Annotated in this window: 12 protein-coding genes; 3 read left to right on the top strand and 9 right to left on the bottom strand. The window is 72.2% G+C overall.

Annotation, left to right across the window (positions count from 1 at the left end; genetic code table 11):
- The first annotated feature begins 197 nt into the window (after window positions 1–197).
- Window positions 198–662 carry an ATP-binding protein gene (locus tag OG272_RS37010; RefSeq protein ID WP_327727423.1) on the top strand — a complete coding sequence of 155 codons (465 nt, stop codon included), beginning with the start codon at window positions 198–200 and terminating at the stop codon, window positions 660–662.
- Window positions 663–805: 143 nt separating this feature from the next.
- Here OG272_RS37010 and argF read toward each other — a convergent pair whose 3' ends face one another.
- Both argF and OG272_RS37000 read right to left on the bottom strand, forming a co-directional pair.
- Window positions 806–1813 (bottom strand): ornithine carbamoyltransferase, encoded by a 1008-nt coding sequence (gene argF / locus OG272_RS37005; RefSeq protein ID WP_328224199.1) that lies wholly within the window; start codon window positions 1811–1813, stop codon window positions 806–808.
- Window positions 1814–1903: 90 nt separating this feature from the next.
- Window positions 1904–3127, bottom strand: coding sequence for an arginine deiminase (locus OG272_RS37000; RefSeq protein ID WP_327727425.1), 1224 nt, complete (start codon window positions 3125–3127; stop codon window positions 1904–1906).
- A gap of 160 nt (window positions 3128–3287) precedes the next feature.
- Between OG272_RS37000 and OG272_RS36995 the strand changes: the two genes are divergently transcribed.
- Together OG272_RS36995 and OG272_RS36990 are read left to right on the top strand one after the other, a co-directional pair.
- Window positions 3288–4403, top strand: a complete 1116-nt coding sequence (locus tag OG272_RS36995) for an SPFH domain-containing protein (protein WP_327727426.1) — start codon at window positions 3288–3290, stop codon at window positions 4401–4403.
- Window positions 4400–5299 (top strand): hypothetical protein, encoded by a 900-nt coding sequence (locus OG272_RS36990; protein ID WP_326575934.1) that lies wholly within the window; start codon window positions 4400–4402, stop codon window positions 5297–5299. The genes OG272_RS36995 and OG272_RS36990 overlap by 4 nt, the downstream gene beginning before the upstream one ends.
- Window positions 5300–5472: 173 nt before the next feature.
- On the opposite strand, the gene uppS is transcribed toward OG272_RS36990, so the two are convergent.
- From uppS to OG272_RS36955, 7 genes are all read right to left on the bottom strand, one after another.
- Entirely contained in the window at window positions 5473–7335 is a 1863-nt protein-coding gene (gene uppS / locus OG272_RS36985; RefSeq protein WP_328224198.1) for a polyprenyl diphosphate synthase, read from the bottom strand.
- A 300-nt stretch (window positions 7336–7635) separates the two neighbouring features.
- The gene (locus OG272_RS36980; protein WP_328224197.1) at window positions 7636–10212 is read right to left on the bottom strand and encodes a polynucleotide kinase-phosphatase; all 2577 of its coding nucleotides are present in this window, start codon (window positions 10210–10212) and stop codon (window positions 7636–7638) included.
- Complete coding sequence (locus OG272_RS36975) at window positions 10209–11690, bottom strand: 3' terminal RNA ribose 2'-O-methyltransferase Hen1 (RefSeq protein WP_327727429.1); 1482 nt, start codon at window positions 11688–11690, stop codon at window positions 10209–10211. Before OG272_RS36975 ends, OG272_RS36980 begins: the two co-directional genes overlap by 4 nt.
- Window positions 11691–11856: 166 nt before the next feature.
- The gene (locus tag OG272_RS36970; RefSeq protein WP_405895540.1) at window positions 11857–14718 is read right to left on the bottom strand and encodes an esterase-like activity of phytase family protein; all 2862 of its coding nucleotides are present in this window, start codon (window positions 14716–14718) and stop codon (window positions 11857–11859) included.
- 119 nt (window positions 14719–14837) lie between these two features.
- The gene (locus OG272_RS36965; protein WP_326575944.1) at window positions 14838–15773 is read right to left on the bottom strand and encodes an ABC transporter permease; all 936 of its coding nucleotides are present in this window, start codon (window positions 15771–15773) and stop codon (window positions 14838–14840) included.
- A complete protein-coding gene (locus tag OG272_RS36960) occupies window positions 15770–16936 on the bottom strand; it encodes an ABC transporter permease (RefSeq protein WP_326575946.1) in 1167 nt (388 codons plus the stop codon). The genes OG272_RS36965 and OG272_RS36960 overlap by 4 nt, the downstream gene beginning before the upstream one ends.
- Window positions 16933–19005: an ATP-binding cassette domain-containing protein gene (locus OG272_RS36955; protein WP_405895539.1), complete on the bottom strand. Its 2073-nt coding sequence runs from the start codon at window positions 19003–19005 to the stop codon at window positions 16933–16935. The genes OG272_RS36960 and OG272_RS36955 overlap by 4 nt, the downstream gene beginning before the upstream one ends.
- Window positions 19006–19031: the final 26 nt, after the last annotated feature.

Here is a 19031-nt window from a genome sequence, read left to right as displayed (position 1 = left end):
TCCGCCGGGGCCGTCCGGACCCCGTGACTCGGTCACGGACGTTCGACAAGCCGGTAACGACGGGCTCGGTCGGGCGCGGCGGAGCGTTGCCGTGGGTAGACCGGCTGGCAACGGGGCCGAAGGTCCCCCGCGGCGCCCGCCGAGCGGCATCGCCGGTCCGCGCCGTACCATTCGTCACGTTGAAAGCAGGACGAGCCATGACCTGCTCCATGATCGGATCCGCCGCCTTGCAAGAACCCTCCGCCCCCGCCTCCTGGCGCATCGCGCTGCCGCACACCGCCGCGGCCGTGCCCGTGGCCCGCGCGCTGGTGCGTACGGCGCTGACCGAGCTGGAGCACGGGGCGGACTGCGACACGGCGGAGCTGCTCACGGCGGAACTGGTCGCGAACGCGGTCGAGCACGCGGCCGGGGACGGGCCCATAGAGCTGGTCGTCGAGCTGGTGCCGACCGGCTGCAAGGTGGAGGTCCACGACCCGGACCCGGCGCCTCCGGGTGACCTCACCACCCCGGGCCACCTCGACCCCGACCCCTGGCAGGAGCACGGCCGCGGCCTGCTCCTCATCCGCGCCCTGAGCTCCGCCTGCGGCCACCGCCCCACGGACTCCGGCAAGGCGGTGTGGTTCCGGTTGCCGACGGTGCCGCCCCAGCGCCGCCACGCGTAAGCCGCCCCGAAGGGGCGCGGGGCAGTGTCGATACGCGGCTCCGCCGCGGGGCGCGGGCGCCCACGAACGCCCCGCGCCCGCCCGACCCGCACCCGCACCCGCACCCGCCCGACAAGCGCAGCCCCCGCGCTCTCACGCGCCCGTCAGGCCAGCGTCGCCACCAGGACCGCCTTGATCGTGTGCAGGCGATTCTCGGCCTCGTCGAAGACGACGGAGTGCGAGGACTCGAACACCTCGTCCGTGACCTCCAGCGAGTCCAGCCCGTGCAGCTCGTGGATCTCGCGCCCCACCTTCGTGCCGAGGTCGTGGAAGGCAGGCAGGCAGTGCAGGAACTTGACGTCCGCGTTGCCGGTGGCCCGCAGCACGTCCATGGTCACGGCGTACGGCGACAGCGCCCCGATCCGCTCGTCCCAGACCTCCTTGGGCTCCCCCATCGAGACCCACACATCGGTCGCGACGAAATCGGCGCCCTTCACACCCTCGTGGACGTGCTCGGTGAGCGTGATCCGCGCCCCGCTGATCTCCGCGAGCTTGCGCGCGTGGTCGACGATCTCCTCGGCCGGCCAGTAGGCCCGCGGGGCGACGATCCGGACGTCCATGCCGAGCAGGGCCCCGGTGACCAGGTACGAGTTGCCCATGTTGAAGCGGGCGTCACCGAGGTACGCGAAGACGATCCCGTCGAGCGGCTTGTCGCTGTGCTCGGTCATGGTCATCACGTCGGCCAGCATCTGGGTGGGGTGCCAGTCGTCGGTGAGCCCGTTGTAGACCGGCACTCCGGCGTACGCGGCGAGCTCCTCGACGTTCGCCTGGCTGTCGCCGCGGTACTCGATCGCATCGAACATCCGGCCGAGCACCCGCGCGGTGTCCCGTACGGACTCCTTGTGGCCCATCTGCGAGCCGGACGGGTCCAGGTACGTCGTCCGGGCTCCCTGGTCGGCCGCGGCGACCTCGAACGCGCAGCGGGTGCGCGTCGAGGTCTTCTCGAAGATGAGCGCGATGTTCCTGCCCCGCAGGTACGGGGTCTCCGTCCCGGCCTTCTTGGCCGCCTTCAGCTCCACGGCCAGCTCGATCAGCCCGCGGAACTCCTCCGCGGTGAAGTCCAGCTCCTTGAGGAAGTGGCGCCCGGCGAGGGCGTGGGGAACAGTCGCCATGGGGGCGCTCCTGGGTCGACGGGGGCAGGGACAGCGTAAGGAAGACTGGAAGTCTATACGATGTTCCACATTTCTATACGGGGACCGCCGTCACACGGCCGCCCTCTCCACCGGGCAGCTCATACAGCGCGGCCCGCCCCTCCCCCGCCCCAGTTCGCTCCCCGGGATCTCGATCACCTCGATGCCCTGCTTGCGCAGATGCGTGTTGGTGGTGGCGTTGCGTTCGTAGGCGACGACGACGCCGGGCTCGACGGCGAGGACGTTGCAGCCGTCGTCCCACTGCTCGCGCGCGGCGGCGTGGACGTCCTGCGTGGCGGTCAGCACCCGGATGGCGTCGAGGCCCAGCGCGGCGGCGATCGCGCGGTGCATGTGCTCCGGCGGGTGGTCGGTGACCTTGAGCTCCTTCTCGCCGACACCGGGTTCGATGGTGTACGAGCGGAGCATGCCGAGTCCGGCGTACTGGGTGAAGGTGTCGCCGTCGACCATGGTCATGACGGTGTCGAGGTGCATGAAGGCCCGGCGCTTCGGCATGTCGAGGGCCACGATGGTCTGCGCGGAGCCGGCGGCGAAGAGCTTGTGGGCGAGCATCTCGACGGCCTGCGGGGTGGTGCGCTCGCTCATGCCGATGAGGACGGCCCCGTTGCCGATGACCAGGACGTCGCCGCCCTCGATGGTGGACGGGTAGTCGGCCTGGCCCTCCGACCAGACGTGGAACGTCTCGGCGCGGAAGAGGGGGTGGTGCCGGTAGATCGCCTCGAAGTGGACGGTCTCGCGCTGGCGGGCGGGCCAGCGCATGGCGTTGATGGAGACCCCGTCGTAGATCCAGGCGGAGGTGTCGCGGGTGAAGAGGTGGTTGGGGAGGGGGTCGAGGAGGAAGTCGTCGAGTTCCATGACGTGGAAGCGGACGGAGGCCGGCTCCATGTGGGCGTCGAGGAACTCGCGCTTGGTCATGCCGCCGATCAGGGCCTCGACCAGCTCGGCCAGGGGCAGCGACTCGAAGGCGGCTCTGAGGTGGTCGGTGGCGAGCGGGCCGTACTCCTTCTCGTCGAAGACCCGGTCGAGGACGAGTTCCCGGGCCTGCGGAATGCGCATGACGTCGGTGAGCAGGTCGCCGAAGAGGTGGACGGCGACGCCTCGGTCACGCAGCACGTCGGCGAATCCGTCGTGCTCGGCGCGCGCCCGGCGCACCCACAGCACGTCGTCGAAGAGCAGCGCGTCCTTGTTGCCGGGGGTGAGCCTTTTGAGCTCAAGATCCGGCCGGTGCAGGATGACGCGGCGCAGGCGCCCGGCCTCGGAGTCGACATGGAATCCCATGCCCTCATCCTGACCATTCGGGCGCGTGTTCACCCTCCGGTCGGCCGAATCGGAATCCTTGGACCCCCTTTACTCGTCCCCTTGACGATAAGTGGGGCACTCCATTATCGTCTAAGTGACATTAATCGGTGTCGTTCAGTCGTCACGAGGGGGATCATCCATGGCCGACATCACCAGGCGGCTCGGCTGGCGGCATCTGCGCGGCGTGCCCACCGCGCACGTCCGTCACCACCGCTCCGGGCGGCTGGTGCACGACGGTCCGGGGCTGAGCTTCTGGTACCGGTCGCTGAGCGCCTCGCTCTCCGAGATCCCGGTGGACGACCGGGAGCTGGCGATGACCTTCCACGCCCGTACGTCCGACTTCCAGGACGTGGCGGTGCAGGCGACGGTGACGTACCGGGTGAGCGACCCGGCGACCGCCGCCGCCCGCCTCGACTTCTCCATCGACCCCGACACCGGTGTCTGGCGCGGTGCTCCCCTGGAGCAGTTGTCGACGCTGTTGACGGAGACGGCCCAGCAGCACGCGCTGGACGTCCTGGCCCGTACGACGCTGGCGTCGGCCCTGGTCGACGGGGTCGCGGCGGTCCGGGAGCGGGTGGCCGGCGGACTGGCGGCCGAACCCCGGCTGCCGGCCACCGGGATCGAGATCGTGGCCGTACGCGTGGTGGCGCTGCGGCCCGAACCCGAGGTGGAGCGGGCGCTGCGCACGCCGGCCCGGGAGCAGATCCAGCAGGAAGCGGACAAGGCGACGTACGAGCGTCGTGCCGTGGCCGTCGAGCGGGAGCGGGCCATCGCGGAGAACGAACTGGCCAGCCAGATCGAACTGGCCCGGCGTGAGGAGCAGTTGGTCGAGCAGCGGGGCACGAACGCACGGCGGGAGGCGGAGGAGAGGGCCGCGGCGGACGCGGTGAAGGCGGGTGCGGAGGCCGCCCGGACGGGACGGCTGACCGAGGCGGAGGCCGAGCGGACGGTGCGGCTCGCGGAGGCGGAGGCGGCACGGAGCGTGAAGCTCGCCGACGCCGAGGCGGCGCGGCAGGTCAAGCTGGCCGGGGCGGAGGCGCGGGCCGCGCGGGACGTGGGTGCGGCACGGGCCGAGGCGCAGGCGGCGTGGCTGCGGGTGCACGCCGAGGTGGACACGGCGACGCTGCACGCGCTGACCGCGACGCGGCTCGCGGAGAACCTGCCGCGGATCGAGAGCGTCACCGTGTCGCCGGACGTGCTGACCGGGCTGCTCTCCCGGCTGGGCGGGGCGGGCACCGCGGGAGACTCCGCGTGAGTCTCGCGCCGCGGGTGGTGCTGGTCCATCGCACCACCGAGTACGAGGAGTTGGTGGCCCGGCACGGTACGCACGGGCAGGCCGCCTTCTTCCTGCGGTCCCGGGGGCGGGACATCGAGGACGTGGCCGAGCGGCACCGGCGGGAGCGCGGGGCGCTGGCCGAGGTCACGTCCTCGGTACCGCTGACCTGGCGTCAGGCGCGGGTCGAACGGGCCGACCTGGACCGGTTCCTGTTCGCCCCCGAGGACGTCGTGGTCGTCGTCGGGCAGGACGGGCTGGTGGCCAATGTCGCGAAGTACCTCGCGGGGCAGCCGGTGGTGGGGATCAACCCCGACCCCCGGCGCAACCCGGGGGTACTGGTGCGCCACCGGCCCGACCAGGCGGGGAAGTTGCTGTCCGCATCGCTCCAACGTGACTGCGGGGCCGATGAGTTGACCATGGTCGAGGCCGTCGCGGACGACACGCAGCGGCTGGTGGCGCTCAACGAGATCTACCTCGGCGCGGCGGGACACCAGACCGCCCGGTACCGCCTGGGGCTCGACGGCGACAGGGGTGCCGTCGAGCCCCAGGCCTCGTCCGGGGTGCTCGTCGGGACCGGGACCGGGGCCAGCGGATGGATCCGGTCCGTGTGGCAGGAACGGGAGAGCGCCCTGAGCCTCCCCGGTCCGGACGAGGCCCGGCTGCTGTGGTTCGTGCGGGAGGCGTGGCCGTCGCCGGCCACGGGAACGTCGATGGTGGCGGGGGCGCTCGCGGAGGGCGGGCGGCTTTCGCTCACGGTCGAGTCGGATCGGCTCATCGTCTTCGGGGACGGGATGGAGGGGGACGCGCTGGAGCTGACGTGGGGGCAGACGGTGCGGGTGGGGGTGGCGGGGGTTCGGTTGCGGTTGGTCGGCTGACGCGTGCGTTTTTCGGCTGCGGGTGCGTGGGGGCTGGTCGCGCAGTCCCCCGCGCCCCTTGAAAGCTCCGGGCGCGGCCCATGCCGTTCAGGGGCGCGGGGAACTGCGCGAGCAACCGCACACCACCCGCACCCGCCCACGAAGCAGCACCCCCGAGCTCTGAAGCGGCTCCGTCACTCGGCCCCGTCGGCAGACGTGGGTACCGACGCCGCGCCCTTGCGGCGCTTGCGGTGGGTGTAGGCGACCACCGCCTCCCACAGGTCTCGGCGGTCCACGTCGGGCCAGGGCTGGTCGGTGAAGTGGAGTTCGGCGTAGTGGGCGTGCCAGGGGAGGAAGTTGGAGGTGCGGATCTCGCCGCTGGTGCGCCAGAGGAGGTCGACGTCGGGCATGGCGTGGTGGGGCAGATGCGCGGCGAAGAGCTGCTCGGAGACCCTGGCAGGGTCGACCTCGCCGGCCAGCGCGGCACGGGCCAACGCCGCGCCCGCCTGGGCGAGTTCGGCCCGGCCGCCGTAGTTGACGCAGACGTTGAGGGTGAGGCCGGTGCGGTTGCGGGTGGCGTGCTCCTGGGCGCGCAGGACCTCCACCACGTCGTCCGGGAGTCCGTCGGGGGAACCCACCCAGCGCAGGCGTACGTCGTGGTCCAGCAGTTCGCCGTCGAGGAGTTCCGCGCGCATGATCGCGAAGAGTTTGGAGACCTCGTCGGGCGACCGCTTCCAGTTCTCGGTGGAGAAGGCGTAGACGGTCAGATGGGCGAGGCCGATCTCCAGTGCGCCCTGGACGACGTCGCGCAACGCGACCGCCCCGGCGCGGTGGCCCTCGTCGCGGGGCAGTCCGAGCCCGGTGGCCCAGCGGCCGTTGCCGTCCATGACGATCGCCACATGCTGCGGGAGATGGGCCCCGGCTATGGCGGGCGGGCGGGCGCCGTCGCGGTGCGGGCGCGGCGGCAGCGGCGGTTCGGCGATCCGTGTGGTGTGCCGCTCGGGGCCCGCGAGCAGGTCCGCCGCGGTGGCGTCGGCCCGGTCGTCGGTGGACGAAGTCCCGTTCGCGCGGGCCCCCGCCGTCCTCGCCGTATCGATGGCCGCGTCCCTGCCGGGCGGCAGCGTCAGCCGCCACACCACGGCGGCCCGTGCCCGGGCGGGGCCGAGGATCCGCCACTCGGTGTGCCGGGGGACGCGTACCGGGCGGTGCAGGACGGCCGATCCGGCCCGGAGAATCGCGTCCAGCTCCGCGCCGAACAGTTCGACGGCGGTGTCGAGCACGATGGCGGGGCCCAGCGGCAGCGTGTCGCGCAGCGCCCGACGGGCGCTCTCCAGCCATTCCCGGGCCTGGCCGGCGAGGTGGGAGACCAGCTGCCGGACGGCGGGGGTCCACTCGCGTGAGATCAGTTCGGCCGGGGTGACGTGGAAGCGGTCGAGGACCTCGGCGGGGAACCACACGTGTCCGCCGTCGAGGTCCTCGGGGAGGTCGCGGAGCATGTCGGTGAGGAACAGGCCGTCCACGAAACGGGTGAAGCCCGGAAGGTCGCGCAGCCGTACGGGTACGGGCAGTCCGCTGCGGACCAGCATCCGCATCAGCTGCTCGGGCCAACTGACGTTCTGGGCGTGGGCACGCTCCCGCCACTCCTGCCAGGTCGCGACGCCCTCGCGGTCCTCGTCCCGCTGCACCGCGTCCAGGGCGCCGAGCAGGTCACCGAGGTCGAGCCCCCAGTGCCACACCGAATCGGTCAGCGCGAGCCTGACCGGGTCGTCGCTGGTGCCGCTGCCCAGGTCGGCCTCCAGCGCGGCCCGCCACTCCTGAAGCCGCCGGGCGCGCTCCTTCGGGGTGCCCTCGGTGGAGTCGAGCAGATCGTCGGCGGAGGCGAGGGCGGCGTACAGGGCCCAGCAGGCGGGGCGCACCGGCGGGGGCATGAGCTGCATCAGGGCGTACTCGGTGGGCCGGGTCGTGCGGACCAGGCGGCGGCACTCGTCGTACGCGGCGTCGAGTGCCGATCGCTCTCGCCCGGACCGCGTGACGGACCGCGTGGTGGTGCGACGCATGGGGAACCCCACATACCTTCGAACGGGACCGATGGGACCGACTCGGGTGACAGCGATCGCCTGCGATTGGCTGCGATCGCTGTCTCCCCGAGCACCGCCGGAACCTCTCGAACGCGGAACGCGGCCACGCCTGCCTGCGACATTATCAGCCGCATTGTCACCTCACGGGCGCGGGTCCGCCCGTCACGGACGGGTCGTCATCCGTGACGGAATCCGTGCAGGAATCCATGCAGGAATTCGTGCAGGAATCCGTCACGGAATCCGTCACGGACACGCGGTCATCCGTGACGGACGAGGGCCTCACAGCCGGGGGTCCACCGGCTCCGACTCCAGGGCCAGCACCCCGAACACCGCCTCGTGCACCCGCCACAGCGGCTCCCCCTCGGCGAGCCGGTCCAGGGCCTCCAGGCCCAGGGCGTACTCGCGGATGGCGAGGGACCGCTTGTGGTTGAGGAACCTGCCGCGCAGCCGGGCGAGGTTCTCGGGGCGGGTGTAGTCCGGACCGTAGATGATCCGCAGGTACTCCCGGCCCCGGCACTTGATGCCCGGCTGGACCAGCCGTCCCTTGTCGCTTCGTACGACCGCTCCGACCGGCTTGACGACCATGCCCTCGCCGCCCCGGCCGGTCATCTCCAGCCACCAGTCGATCCCGGCCCGCACCGAGGCCTCGTCGGCGGTGTCGACGAAGAGGCGCCGGGTGGTCTGCAGCAGCCCACTGACGTCGAACTCGACCAGCCGGTCGATGAGGGCCAGCTGCTCGTCGTGAGGGAGCGCGGCGAGGCTGCGGCCCTGGACGGCGAGGATCTGGAAGGGGGCGAGCCGCACGCCGTCCAGGCCCTGCGTCGGCCAGCAGTAGCGCCGGTACGCGTCGGTGAACGCGGCCGCGTCGGCGGCCCGCTCACGCTGCTTGCCCAGCAGCTCGCCCACGTCCACACCACGGGCCGCCGCGGCCTCCAGGGCGGCGAGCGCACCCGGGAACACCGCGCCGGAGGCGGCGCCGACGGCCGCGTACTGGGTGCGCAGCAGTCCGGACGCCTTCAGCGACCACGGCATCAGCTCGGCGTCCAGCAGCACCCAGTCGGTGTCCAGTTCGTCCCACAGCCCGGCCGCCGTCATGGCCTCGCGGACCCGGTTGAGTACCAGCTCGGTGCGCGCCTCGTCGTCGAAGAACGGGCGGCCCGTGCGGGTGTAGAGGGACCCGGTGGGGCCGTCCACTCCGAACCGCTCGCGGGCCGCGGCCGCGTCACGGCAGATCAGGGCGACGGCCCGCGAACCCATGTGCTTCTCCTCGCACACGACCCGCGCGACCCCGTCCTCCTTGTACTGCGCGAACGCCTCCGCCGGGTGCTCCAGGTAGCCATCCATGTGCGAGGTGGCCGTGGGAGCCATGGTGGGCGGCAGGTACGGCAACAGGCGCGGGTCGACCGCGAAGCGGCTCATGACCTCCAGGGCGGCGGCCGCGTTCTCCTCGCGGACCGAGACCCGGCCCGCGTGCCGGGTCTCGACGACCCGACGGCCGTGCACGTCCGCCAGCGCCAGCGGCCGGCCCTCGTGCCCGCCGGGTGCCTCCGTGGCCAGCGGCCTGGCCGGTTCGTACCAGACCCGCTCCGCCGGTACCTCGACCAGTTCGCGCTCCGGCCAGCGCAGCGCGGTGAGCTTGCCGCCGAAGACGGCGCCCGTGTCGAGGCAGATGGTGTTGTTCAGCCAGGTGGCGGTGGGCACCGGGGTGTGGCCGTAGACGACCGCCGCGCGGCCCCGGTAGTCCTCCGCCCACGGGTAGCGCACCGGCAGCCCGAACTCGTCGGTCTCGCCGGTGGTGTCCCCGTAGAGCGCGTGGCTGCGCACCCGGCCCGACGTACGGCCGTGGTACTTCTCCGGCAGACCCGCGTGACAGACGACCAGCCGGCCGCCGTCGAGGACGTAGTGGCTGACGAGCCCGTCGATGAACTCCCGTACCTCCTTCTTGAACTCCTCGCTCTCGCCCTCCATCTGCTCGATGGTCTCGGCGAGTCCGTGCGTGTGCTGGACGTTGCGGCCCTTGAGGTAACGGCCGTACTTGTTCTCGTGGTTGCCGGGTACGCAGAGCGCGCTGCCCGAGCCGACCATGGACATCACGCGGCGCAGCACGCCCGGGCTGTCCGGGCCCCGGTCGACGAGGTCACCGACGAAGACGGCCGTACGGCCCTCCGGGTGCACGCCGTCGACGTAGCCCAACTTGCCGAGCAGGGACTCCAGTTCGCTCGCGCAGCCGTGGATGTCGCCGACGATGTCGAACGGGCCGGTGAGGTGGGTGAGGTCGTTGAAGCGCTTCTCGGTGACGATCGTGGCGTTCTCGACGTCCTCCACACCGCGCAGGATGTGCACCTTGCGGAAGCCCTCGCGCTCCAAATGCCGCAGGGAGCGGCGGAGTTCGCGGGTGTGGCGCTGGATGACGCGGCGCGGCATGTCGGCGCGGTCGGTGCGGGCCGCGTTGCGCTCGGCGCACACCTCCTCCGGTACGTCGAGCACGATGGCGATGGGCAGCACGTCGTGCCGGCGCGCCAGTTCGATCAGCTGCTTGCGCGACTCCTGCTGCACGCTGGTCGCGTCGACGACCGTCCGGCGGCCTGCCGCGAGGCGCTTGCCCGCGATGTAGTGCAGGACGTCGAAGGCGTCCTTCGTCGCGCTCTGGTCGTTCTCGTCGTCGGAGACCAGGCCCCGGCAGAAGTCGGACGAGATGATCTCGGTGGACTTGAAGTGCCTGCGGGCGAACGTCGACTTGCCGGAGCCGGACGCGCCGATCAGCACCACGAGGGAGAGGTCGGTGACGGGCAGGGTGCGCCCCCCGGTGGTCTGCCGGGTGTTCTGCTGCGTGTTCTGCCGGGTGTTCTCGCTCATGCTGCCGTCGCCTCCTTCTCGCTGGTGTTGCGCTGCTTGAACACGGCCATCTGCGTCGGCGGCCCCACCTCCGGGTCGTCGGGTCCGACGGGCACGAAGGCGACGTCGTAGCCGTGCCGTTCGGACACCGTGGTCGCCCAGGAGCGGAACTCCTCCCGGGTCCACTCGAAGCGGTGGTCGCCGTGGCGGACGTGGCCGGCGGGGAGGGTCTCCCAGCGGACGTTGTACTCGACGTTCGGGGTGGTCACGACGACGGTCCGGGGGCGGGCCGAGCCGAACACGGCGTACTCCAGGGCGGGCAGCCGGGGCAGGTCGAGGTGCTCGATGACCTCGGAGAGCACGGCGGCGTCGTAGCCCTTGAGCCGGTTGTCGGTGTAGGCGAGGGAACTCTGGAAGAGCTGGACGCGGGAGGCCTGGCGCTCGCCCATCCGGTCGAGCTTGAGGCGGCGGGAGGCGATGGTGAGCGCGCGCATCGACACGTCCGTACCGACGATCTCGGTGAACCGGACGTCCTTGAGCAGCGCCTGCACCAACTGGCCCTGTCCGCAGCCGAGGTCGAGGACCCGCGCGGCGCCGGACTCGTGGAGCGCGGTGATGATCGCGTCCCGGCGCCGCACGGCGAGCGGCGTCGCCTTCTCCTCGCCCCCGGCCTCGCCGTCCGCGGCCTCCTCGACGGCGTTGTCGATCGCCTCGACCTCGCTGTCGTCGGCCTCGGCCAGCCGTACGAGTTCCAGGCGCTCCATGGCCTGCCGGGTCAGCGACCAGCGGCGGGAGAGGTACCGGCTGGTGATCAGCTTGTGCTCCGGGTGGGCCGGGAGCCAGCCCTCGCCCGCGCGCAGCAGCTTGTCGACCTCGTCGGACGACACCCAGTAGTGCTTGGTGTCGTCGAGGACCGGAAGCAGGACGTACAGGTGGCGCAGCGCCTCGGCCAGGGTCAGCGACTCCGACTCCAGCACGAGGTGTACGTAGCGGGAGGCGCCCCATTCCGGGAACTCGGTGTCCAGCGCCACCGCCTCGGCGGTGACCGTCCAGCCGAGCGGCTCGAACAGCTTGACGACGAGGTCGGGGCCGCCGCGTGCGGGCAGCGCCGGTATCTCGACGCGCAGCGGGCGCACCTGCTCCGGGAGTTCGGGCCGGGCCTTGCAGTGCCCGCGCACCGCGCTGGAGAAGACGTCGTTCAGCGCGACGGCGAGCAGCGAGGAGGCCGCGTACGGGCGGTCGTTGACGTACTGCGCGAGCGCCGCGTCCGGTGCGCCGCCACGGCCCTTGCCCTTGCCGCTCCGGACCAGCGCCACCGCGTCGACCTCCAGCAGCAGCGCGGCCGTGCACCGCCCGGCGTCCGCCTCGGGGTAGAGGACGTGCGCCTTGCCGTAGGAGGTGGAGAACGCCTGCGATTTGTCGGGATGCTTGTGCAGCAGGAAGCCGAGATCGGTCGCGGGGCGCTCGGGCGTACCGGTGGTACTGATCGTCAGGAACACGGTGGGGTGCCTCGTGGTGGGTGTCTGAGCTGCGGAGATCTGCGCATCGTCCTCTTCGGCGCGCGTCCCCAACGTACAGCCCGGGCCCGGGAGGCACCCCGGCATTTTCGGTACGCCGCCGTGGCCGACGGCAGGTTCGTCGGCCACGGCGGCGCCCGGTGCCGCGTCAGGGCAGTTCGGTCACCCGGTCCGTCCCCGGCGGCCCCACCGGGCTCCGGGCCGTGAGGTAGTCCGTCAGCGCGGTGATGTCGTCACCGCCTCCGACCGTGTTCCCGCCCTCGGCGAAGGTGGTGAAGCCGTCGCCGCCCGCGGCGAGGAAGGTGTTGGCGGTCACGCGGTAGGTGGTGTCCGGCTTCAGGGTCTCGCCGTCGAGCTTGATCGATGACGGGTCGATACGGTCGCCGACCGGAGCGCTGCGGGAGAAGGAGTAGGTCAGGCCCTTGGAGACGCCCAGCATCAGGGTCGGTGCGCGGGTGCCGGAGTCGTTGAACTGTTCCTCCAGGATCTTCTCGATCTGTGCTCCGGTGAGGTCGACCGAGACCAGGGACCCGGCGAAGGGCTGTACGGCGAAGGCCTCGGCGTAGGTGATCTCGCCCGGTGCCTCGCCGCCCGTCGAGGAGGCGTGGACGAGGTCCGCCCGTACGCCGCCGGGGTTCATCAACGCGATCTGGGCGCCGCCCCGTTCGGGTGCCGAGGTGGCCGCGAGCTGGGCGTCGGCGACCAGGTTCGCGAGGTCCGACTCGGCGTCGCGGGTCTCGGAGCGGGTGATGTCGGCGGTGACGCTGCCGACGACACGGTTGGCGAGGGGGGCGGAGAGGGCCTTCCACTTGTCGATGACGGCCGTCTGGTCGGCGTCCTTCGCGCCCGTGCGGGTCACCAGGTGGTTCATCGCGGCGACCTGGTCGCGTACGACGTCACCGGTACGACGGTCCACCGGGAGTCGCGTCTCGGTGACGACGCGGCCGAAGGACGAGGCCGAGGTGACCGTGCGGGGGTTGCCGGCCGGGTCGGGCAGGGAGCAGATGTACGGCTGGTGGGTGTGGCCGGTGACGACGGCGTCGATCGCCGGGTCCAGGTGCTTCGCGATGTCGACGATCGGCCCGGAGATGCCGTCGCACTGCCCGTACGAGCCGGCCTGGACGCCGCCCTCGTGCAGCAGGACGACGATCGCCTCGACGCCCTGGCGGCGGAGCTTGCGGGCGGCGGCGTCCGCGGTCTCGACCTCGTCGGTGAAACGCACGGACTTGATGCCGGACTGGCCGGTGACCTGGGGGGTGCCCTCCAGGGTCATGCCGATGAAGCCGACTTCGACGCCTTCGACCTTCTTCACCCAGGTGGGCGCGAGGAGCGGCTTGCCGGTGGTGCGGTCGAGGACGTTGGCCGCGAGCCACGGGAACGCGGAGCCGTCGTACGGCTCGCCGTCGAGGTAGCAGCCGTCCTCGGGGTGGCAGCCGCCGTGCTGGATGCGCAGCAGTTCCTCGGTGCCCTCGTCGAACTCGTGGTTGCCGACGCTCGTGACGTCCAGGTGCAGCTTCTCCATGGACTCCACGGTCGGTTCGTCGTGGAAGAGGCCGGAGAGGAACGGGCTGGCGCCTATGACGTCACCCGCGGCGACGGTCAGCGAGGCGTCGGTGCCCTCGCGGAGCTGCTTGAGCCGGGCCGCCAGGTACTCGGCGCCGCCGACCGGCGTGGACTTCGCGTCCAGTTTGGAGCCGAGGTTGGCGTCACGCCCGGTGGGCGGCTCCAGGTTGCCGTGGAAGTCGTTGAAGGAGAGCAGTTGGACGTCGACCGTGGACGGTTGCTTCGGCGCGGTGGGGAAACCGCCGGTCAGCAGCCCGGGGCGGACGGACAGCAGGTGGAACTTGGTGACGCTGCCGTTGAAGCCGAAGTTGTCGTCGGCGACGAGGACGAGTGTGCGGGAGCCGTCGGGCAGGGTCGGGCCCCAGGTGATGCCCTCGACGTTGTCGGCGTCCGTGCCGGAGAGGGTGAAGTCGTAGAGCAGTGTCTTCGGCATGGGCTTCTCGGAGCCGGTCAGGGCCTGCTTGCCGCTGATGTCGGTCGCGCCGCGCGTGGTGGTCCAGTACAGGCGGATCGCGAAGCCGACGCCGGAGGCGAAGGACCGCTCGACGGTGAGGTAGTCGGTCTTGTTGATCGCGAGGATCTCGGAGACTCCTCGGTCCGCCGCGTACGTGCCGACGGGGGCGGGCAGCGGGGCGGTGGGCGCGGCGGAGATCGGGTCGACCTCGTAGACGTGCTCGGCCTCCGCCTCGCCGGTACGGCGGTCCGCCACCAGCAGCCGGGAGGGGCTCTTGGCGGTCAGTCCGGCCGCCGGGCCGTCCTGGACGAGCGCGTTCTCGGTGATCGTGACGACCTTGCGGCCGTCCGGGGAGAGGGTCAGCCCCTCCAGGGCCTGGTTGTTGCGGACCCCGGCGGTGAGCGTGCCCGACTCCGAGCGGACCGGGGCGTACGCCTTCGGCAGCGGGAGTTGGCGTACGTACGCGCCGGACGCGGACGTCTCACGGACGAACGCCGGCTGTCCGGAGGCCGAGGCGCCCTCGCTGGTCCACAGCAGTCCCTCGCCGTCCGGGTTCCAGCGGATCGCCTCCGGGTCGACGGCCTTGGCGGCGAAGGGTTCGCCGGTCGTGTCGTCGAGGACGGTCAGGGTGTCGAGGGTGGGCTTGTCTTCAGCGAACTCCTCGCCCTTGAGCGGCAGTTGGAGCGAGTAGAAGCGGGCCTTGCCGTTCTCCGAGCGGTCGTCGCTGAGGGCCGCGTAGGTGTGGGTCTTCGGGTCGTAGTCGATGCCGGACAGCCCGCCGAAGGGCATGCCGAGTTCGGTGGTGCCGGCGGGGACGGTGAGCGTGTCGAGGAGGGTGATGCCGTGCTGCGTCTTCTTCTGGGCGCTGTCCGCCGCGGGGGCCGCGTCCGCCGCGAAGCCGCCGGCGAAGGCGAGGCCTCCGAGGAGGGCGGAGGCGGTGAGGCCGGCGAGCGCCAGGTGGCCGCGGCGGACTCGCCGTCGGTGTCGGGGCATGGGTGGGTGTCCCTTCCGGGAGAGGGTGAGGGTGAGGGTGGGTTTCCGGGCAGGCCGGAGGAACGGGCGGTCCGACCACCGTGCGCGCGCGGGCCGTCGGACCTCGTCGAGGGGTGGGCTCAGAGGGAGGCCGGAGCCACCTCCCCCACGCCCCGCCGCTTCCTGCGCCACGCGTACAGCGCGAGGGCGAGGAGCGTCATGGCGTACGGGATGGTCGACACCAGCTGGGGTGGTACGTCGAGGGTGCCGAGCTGTACGGCCAGGGCCTCGGCGGCGCCGAAGCCGAGGGCGGCGAGGAAGACGCCCCAGGGGCGCAGTCCGCCGAGGAACACCGCGGCGAGGGCGATGTAGCCCCGGCCGGCGGTCATGTCCCGGACGAAGAAGGAGACGTAGCCCATGCTGAGGAAGACCCCGGCCAGGCCGGCGAGGGCACCGCTGAGGGCGAGCCCGGCGTACTGGACGCGCCGTACCGCGATGCCGACCGAGGCGGCGGCGTCCGGCATCTCGCCGACCGCGCGGAGGTGGAAGCCGAAGCGGGTGCGGTAGAAGAGCCAGGCGACGAAGGGGGCGGCGAGGAAGGCCAGCCAGGTGACGATGTTCTGGCCGCTCAGGACCTCGCCGACCACCGGGATGCTCTCGATGCCGGGCAGGGTGATCGTCGGCAGGGTGCCGCTCTTGAGACCGGAGGTGCCGCCCTTGTCGCCGAGGAGGGTGAAGACGGCGTAGGCGGTGCCGCCGGAGGCGAGCAGGTTGAGGCCGATGCCGGCGATGATCGCGTCGGCGCCCAGCTCCAGCCGGAGCGCGGCGAGCAGCAGGCCGAGCAGGACGGCCACGGCGACCCCGGCCAGGGCGCCGGCGGCGACCGATCCGCTGTAGCCGGCGACCAGCGCGCCCGTGCAGGCGGCGCTCAGCATCTGGCCCTCCAGGGCGATGTTGCTGATGCCGGCGCGTTCGGCGACGAGGCCGCCCATGGCCGCGAGCAGGTAGGGGGTCGCGACGCGCAGGACGGCCGCGAGGAAGGCGCTGCTGAGGATGACGTCGAGGACGGCGTTCATCGTGCACCCGCCTTCGCGCGCGGGGTGCCGGACTGCTTGCGCGAGGTGTCGGCCTGCCTGCGGGCGAGGCGCCGCTTGAGGAGGTCGGGGAGAGCCTGGGCGGTGACCAGCAGCACGATGACCGCCTGGATCACGACCACGATCTCCGTGCCCACGTCCGTCTGCTGTTCCATGATGTCTCCCCCGGCGCGCAGGTAGGAGTAGAAGAGGCCGGCGACCACGACGACCAGCGGGTTGTTCCGGGCGAGCAGCGCCACCACGATCCCCTCGAAGGCGAGGCTCCCGGCGAGCCCGGGTTCCAGGCGTCCGTACACGCCCTGCACGAGGTGCGCTCCGGCCAGCCCCGCGACCGCCCCGCCGATGACGAAGCTCCACTCGATGGCGCGCGGCACCCGGATACCGCCGTACTCGGCGAAGTGCGCGTTCGAGCCGGTCATCCTGATGCGATAGCCGAGCGGGGTGCGGGTGATGAGCAGCCACAGCGCGACGGCGGTGAGCAGCATCAGCGGGAAGCCGACGTTCGCGCGGCCGAAGGGGATGCCGAGCCATTCGGTGAGCGGGGTGAGCGCGGAGTCCGGCTGGATGCGCTCCGAGTGGACGGCGCTGCTGCCCGGCTCCTTCAGGGGGCCGTTGACCAGGTAGTCGAAGACGCGGACGACGATGGCGTTGAGCATCAGCGTCGCCACGATCTCGTTGGCGCCGAGCCGGGCCTTCATCGATCCCGGTACGAAGCCCATGCCGGCCCCGGCCGTCGCCGCGGCGACCAGCGGGACGATCACGGCGGCCACCGGCGGCAGCGGCAGGAAGACCGCGACCGTGGCCGCCGCCAGCGCGCCCGCGTACAGCTGGCTCTCGGCGCCCAGGCTGATCTGCCGGGCCCGGAAGGGGATGGCCACCGACAGGCCGAGCAGCGTGAGCGTGGTGGCGTCCTCCAGCCAGCGGCCGACGCGGAAGGAGCGCTCCAACGGGCCGGTGAGCAGGGCCTCGTACGCCCGTACCGGGTCCTTGCCGGTGGCGAGGATGACGAGGAAGCCGATGGCGAGCGCGGCCAGGATGGTCGCCAGGGTCATGCCGAGGTCGACGGCGAGGCCGCGGCGCCGGGTGGCCTTGTACTCCCGGCGGTCCTCGCTCTCGATGAGGGTGGTCGGAGGGCTGGTGGTCATTCGGCGGTCGCCTTCCCGGAGTCGCCGGAATCGTCGTCGTCCGGATCGGTGGTGGGGCCGGCGTCGGCGGGCGGGCCGGGGGCTGGGGCCGGATCGGGCGCGTCCTGCGGACCGGGCGCGGGGGCCGGCCCGGCCGTAGGGCCGGTGTCGACGTGCGGGCCGGGCGCGGACTCCGAATCGGCCGCAGGACCGGCATCAACATCCCGGCCAGACGCCGACTCCGGACCGGACGCAGGACCGGCATCAACATCCCGGCCAGACGCCGACTCCGGACCGGACGCAGGACCGACACCGACATCCCGCCCAGACGCCGACTCCGAACCGGCCGCAGGACCGGCACCGACATCCCGCCCAGACGCCGACTCCGAACCGGACGCAGGGGCCGGACCGGGCGTGGGAGTCGGGCCCGGTGTGGGGGCGGTGTCGGCCATGGGGGCGGTGTCGGCCGTCGGGGCCGCTCCTGTCGCGCCACCGGCACCAGGCGCACCAGTCGCAGGCGCCGCGCCCTTCAGCCCCGCTGCCAGTCGGCCACGGTCGTGCTGCTCGACCCCGAGCATGTACAGGCCGACCTGTTTCTCCGTGAGGCCGCCCGTGTCGTCGAAGCGGCCGACGAGGCAGCCGTCCTTGAGGACGAGCAACCGGTCGGAGAGGGCGAGGAGTTCGGTGAGGTCGGCGGAGATGAGCAGGACGGCGGCGCCCTCGTCCCGGGCGGCGACGAGACGCTCGTACATGAAGCGCATGGCGCCGATGTCCACCCCGCGCGTGACCTGGGAGGCGATCAACAGCCTTGGTCCGGCGGAGAGTTCGCGGGCGACGACGACCTTCTGCAGGTTGCCGCCGGACAGCGCCCGGACGGGGACGGACGCGTCGGGGGTGCGGATCGCGTAGTCCTCGATGAGCCGCTCGGCGTGGGCGCGTACGGCTGCCGGGCGCAGGACGCCCCGGCGGGCGAGGGGCGGGCGGTCGTGCCGGTCGACGACGAGGTTGTCGGCGATGGACTCGTCCAGGGCTGCCCCGTCGTGGAGGCGGTCCTCCGGGACGTAGCCGATGCCGGCCCGGCGGTGGCCGGCGACGTCCAGCCCGGCGGTGTCGGTGTCGCCGACGTGTACGGTGCCCGCGCTCGGCCGCCGCAACCCGGCCAGGATCTCGGCGAGTTCGGTCTGCCCGTTGCCCTCGATGCCGGCCACGCCGACGATCTCGCCGGCCGCGACGTCGAAGTCGAGTCCGCGCAGGGACCGGCCGGTCGGGGTGTCGTAGTCCAGTCCGCGCACCCGCAGCGTGGTCGCGGCGCGCCGCGCGGGGGCCCGGGCCACGTCGAGGGACATCTCGCGGCCGACCATCATCGCGGCCAGGGAACGCTCGGTGGTGTCGGCGGTGGTGACGGTCCCGACGAGCGCGCCGGCGCGCATCACGCTCACCCTGTCGCTGATCTCCCGTACCTCGCGCAGCTTGTGGGAGATGAACAGGACGGTCATCCCGCCGTCGCGCAGGCGTCGTACGGCGGCGAACAGGTCCTCCGTCTCCTGCGGGGTGAGGACGGCGGTCGGCTCGTCCAGGATCAGCACCCCGGCGCGGCGGTGGAGGGCCTTGAGGATCTCGGCGCGCTGACGCATGCCGACCGACACCTCGTCGATGCGGGCCAGCGGGTCGACGGCGAGTCCGGCCTCCTCGGCGAGGCGGGCGGTGGCCTCGACGGCCGCCTTGGCGTCGACCAGACCCCGGCGGCCGGGCTCGACGCCGAGGACGACGTTCTGGGCGACCGTGAAGGACGGCACCAGCATCAGGTTCTGGTGGACCATGCCCACGCCCAGCGCGATCGCGGAGGCCGGGCCGCGCAGCACGCGGGGCCGGCCGCCGATCAGGATCTCGCCGGACGTGGGCTGCTCCAGGCCGTAGAACAGCTTCATCAGCGTGGACTTGCCGGCACCGTTCTCGCCGACGACCGCGCGGATCTCACCGGCCGGTACGTCGAGGTCGACGCCGCGGACCGCGCGCACGCCGTTGGCGTACGTCTTGGTGACCGCGCGGGTGGCGACGACGGGCCCGGCCGGGTCCCATGACTCGTTCATCTCAAGGCCGTTCGGGGATCAGGGGG

The organism is Streptomyces sp. NBC_00104 (genome assembly GCF_045160825.1).
Classification (GTDB): Bacteria; Actinomycetota; Actinomycetes; order Streptomycetales; family Streptomycetaceae; genus Streptomyces.
Note: the sequence above shows the minus strand (reverse complement) of the source record. Positions and strands in the feature narration are given on the sequence as shown.